Consider the following 3,634-nt stretch of genomic DNA (forward strand, 5'->3'; position numbering starts at 1 on the left):
CAGGCGGCGGCGGCCGAGATCGGAACGCTGTCGATCGACACGGTGAAGGCGGCGCAAGCCGCGGGCGACATGCTGGGGCGGCTCGTTCCGGACATCAAGCGGACGGCGACTCTCGTCGAAGAGATCTCGGCGGCGTGCCGGGAGCAGGACGTGGGTTCGGGTCAGATCAACCAGGCGATCCAACAGCTCGACAAGGTGACGCAGCAGAACGCGAGTGCGTCGGAGCAGGTGTCGGCGACGTCGGAGGAGCTGGCGGCGCAGGCCGAGATGCTGCAGGCGACGATCGCGTATTTCCGCATCGACGGGGCCAAGGCACCGGAGGCGCCGCGGCCGGTGGACGGCGCCGTCTCGCAACTGCGCGCCGCGGCGTCCCGGATGGCGGCTTCCTCCACGGTGGTGAAATCGCCCGTCCGGGCGCCGGCCAAGCGGATCGCGGCGAACCGCGCGGCGAAGGCCGTCGGCGGGGGCTTCTCCCTCGACATGGGTGAGGGCGACCCGCGCGACGCCGACTTCACCCGCGTCGCGTAAGTGTGACGGAGCCTGCGGGCGGCGATGGCCCGCAGGCTCCACCTCGTGCCTCTCACCGATCGCCCTCCCCGGCGGGCGCTTCGTGAGGTGCATCGAGCCCCCCGGGCGGGGGCCCCGTCGCCCTATCCCATGATCACCAGAGGCCGCGCCCCGCCCGAAGCGGGACCGGCCGCCAGCCAAGGCGGAGCGCCAGGATGTCGAGTGTGTGGCAGTATCTGACCCTCGGTCTCGGACGCGAGACCTTCGGGATCGACATCGAGAACGTGCAGGAGATCCTGGATTACCGCGTGCCCGCCTCGCTGCCGCAGGCGCCCGCCTTCCTCGTCGGCATGATCGACGTGCGCGGCCAGAGCTACCCGGTGGTCGACCTGCGGACCAAGCTCGGCCTGCCGCCGGAGGTGCCGACGCCCGCGACCCGGATCATCCTGCTCAACATCCCGGTGCAGGAGCGCACGATGCGGGTCGGCTTCGTCGCCGACCGGGTCTTCGAGGTGACGGAACTCGACCGCGCCGAGATGGAGGCGGCCCCCGAGGTCGGCGGGCGCTGGCGCTCCAGCTACATCGCCGGCATCGGCCGGCGCGGCGACGCCTTCGTGGTCGTGTTCGACCTGGCGCGGCTGATGGCGGGCGACGAGCCGGCGCTCGCCGGCCCCGCCTTGGCGGCCTGAGGACGGGTGCTCTAAGTGTCCCTCCCCCTTGCGGCCATCCCGCTCACGTCGCAGCAGCTGAGCGAGCGCCACTTCCGGTCGATCGCCGAGGTCATCGAGGCGCGCGTCGGCATCCAGCTGCCGGCCTCCAAGCGCACGATGGTGGAGGGGCGCCTGCGCAAGCGCGTGCGGGCGCTCCACCTCGACAGCCTCGACGCCTATGCCCGCCACCTCTTCGACGAGGGGCGGCTGGCGGACGAGTTCGTGCACCTCGTCGATTGCGTGACGACCAACAAGACCGACTTCTTCCGCGAGCCGGCGCATTTCGACCTGCTGCGGTCGAAGCTGGTGCCCCGGCTCTGCGCACTGCCCGCCCATCGCGGCGAACGCCCGCTCCTGAAGATCTGGAGTTCCGCCGCCTCGACGGGGGCGGAGGGTTACACCCTGGCGATGGTGCTGCAGGACATGATCGCCGCGGGCCACCGCTTCGACTACGCGATCCTCGGCACCGACGTCTCGACGGAGGTGCTGCGCTCCGCCGCCGACGGCATCTATTCCGAGGAGATGCTCGCCGCGGTGCCGCCCGAGATCCGCCGCCGCTACGTCATGGCAGCCCGCGACCCCGCCCGGCAGATCGGCCGGATCGTCCCCGAGCTGCGCCGCCGGGTGCGCTTCCGCCACCTCAACCTGATGGACGAGCGCTATGCCGTCGACCGCGACGTCGACGTCGTCTTCTGCCGCAACGTGCTGATCTACTTCGACCGGCCGACGCAGAAGGCGGTGCTGGAGCGGCTCGCCGGCCACCTGCGCCCGGGCGGCTACCTCGTCGTGGGCCATTCCGAATCGATGTCCGTCGCCGGCGTCCCGGGCCTGACCCAGGTGACGTCCACGGTCTTCCGCCGCTGAAGGGATCTTTCGTGATGCCCGCGACCGCCCCGATCCGCGTCCTCGTCGTGGACGATTCGGCCTCCGTCCGGCAGACGCTCTGCCAGATCCTCGCCACGGCACCCGACATCGCGGTGCTCGGCACCGCCGCGGACCCGTTCGTGGCGGCGCGCCGCATCCAGGAGGAGGTGCCCGACGTCATCATCCTCGACCTCGAGATGCCGCGCATGGACGGCCTCACCTTCCTGCGCAAGATCATGGCGCAGCGGCCGATCCCGGTGATCATCTGCTCGACGCTGACCGAGACCGGTTCGCGCACGCTCTTCGACGTGCTGGAGGCCGGCGCCGTCGACGTGCTCCCGAAGCCCCGGGTCGACACGCGCCAGTTCCTGGTCGAATCCTCGGTGCGGGTCTGCGACGCCGTGCGGGCTGCCGCCCGCTCGCGCCTGCGCCCGCGGCAGGCCGTGCGTCGGACCGTCGAGGCCAAGCTGTCGGCGGACGCGGTCCTGCCGCCGCCGGTCCCGACCCGCCGCGTCACCGGGACGGAGCCGATCGTCTGCATCGGCGCCTCGACCGGCGGCACCGAGGCCCTGCGCGACGTGCTGGAGCTCCTGCCGGCGGACTCTCCGGGCATCGTCGTGGTGCAGCACATGCCCGAGCACTTCACCGCCGCCTTCGCCCGCCGGCTCGACAGCCTGTGCGCGATCACCGTCAAGGAGGCGGAGAACGGGGATGCCGTCCTGCCCGGCCGCGCCCTGATCGCGCCGGGCGGCCGGCACCTGCTCGTCCAGCGCACCGGCGGGACCTACACGGTCGCGGTCAAGGACGGCCCGCTCGTCTCGCGCCACCGCCCCTCCGTCGACGTGATGTTCCGCTCGGCGGCGCAGGGCGCGGGCGCCAACGCCCTGGGCATCCTGATGACCGGCATGGGCGACGACGGCGCCAACGGCCTCCTGGAGATGCGCCGCGCCGGCGCCCTGACGATCGCCCAGGACGAGGAGAGCTGCGTCGTGTTCGGGATGCCCAAGGAGGCGATCGAGCGCGGCGCGGTGGCCAAGGTGGTCCCGCTCGACCGGATCCACCAGGAGATCCTGCGCTTCGCCGCCGCCCCGCCCCTCGGTCGCACCGCGTGAGGGCAGCAGGGGCTTGTCCGCGGCACGCGCATACCCATATCGGGTACACGCCGGCCGCGGGGTCCGGGCAGCCCCCTGCCCTCCCCCGTCGCCTCGTTCGGATCCTTCCGGGTTCGAGCGAGTTGACAGGCGAGCCGGCTACCCTTAAACGACCGCTCACCGACGGGGCGCCGAGACGAACGGCCTGCCCCGCAGGACTTCCCGAGAGAGACTAAAGCAAGGGCCAGGGCAACCCGGCGCTGCTTTCTGTTCTCCAAGGGTACGAGATCTGGCTCCGGCCCGATCAGCTCTTTGACAAGTTCATACGAGAAAGAGAAGCGTGGACGGCGTCGTCCCTGCGGATCCTGCCTTCGGGTGGGATCGTGAGTAGGATGATGCTGGTCTGACGTTTCGGTGCTCACACGATCAGGCGGAAACGCCGGTCGGTCGTGAGCCTCCGTT

3 protein-coding genes and 1 pseudogene are annotated in these 3,634 nt (G+C 71.3%); all 4 read left to right on the top strand.

Going from position 1 to position 3,634, the window contains the following annotated elements; genetic code table 11:
* Window positions 1-528 (top strand): annotated as a pseudogene (locus BM430_RS28365) (methyl-accepting chemotaxis protein); the annotation flags it as partial.
* A gap of 194 nt (window positions 529-722) precedes the next feature.
* The gene (locus BM430_RS28370; RefSeq protein WP_093570584.1) at window positions 723-1,196 is read left to right on the top strand and encodes a chemotaxis protein CheW; all 474 of its coding nucleotides are present in this window, start codon (window positions 723-725) and stop codon (window positions 1,194-1,196) included.
* A gap of 15 nt (window positions 1,197-1,211) precedes the next feature.
* A complete protein-coding gene (locus tag BM430_RS28375) occupies window positions 1,212-2,081 on the top strand; it encodes a CheR family methyltransferase (RefSeq protein ID WP_244539697.1) in 870 nt (289 codons plus the stop codon).
* A gap of 14 nt (window positions 2,082-2,095) precedes the next feature.
* Window positions 2,096-3,193, top strand: a complete 1,098-nt coding sequence (locus tag BM430_RS28380; RefSeq protein ID WP_093570585.1) for a protein-glutamate methylesterase/protein-glutamine glutaminase — start codon at window positions 2,096-2,098, stop codon at window positions 3,191-3,193.
* The last annotated feature ends 441 nt before the right edge of the window (window positions 3,194-3,634 follow it).

The organism is Methylobacterium sp. 174MFSha1.1, assembly GCF_900116815.1.
In the GTDB taxonomy this organism is placed as follows: domain Bacteria; phylum Pseudomonadota; class Alphaproteobacteria; order Rhizobiales; family Beijerinckiaceae; genus Methylobacterium.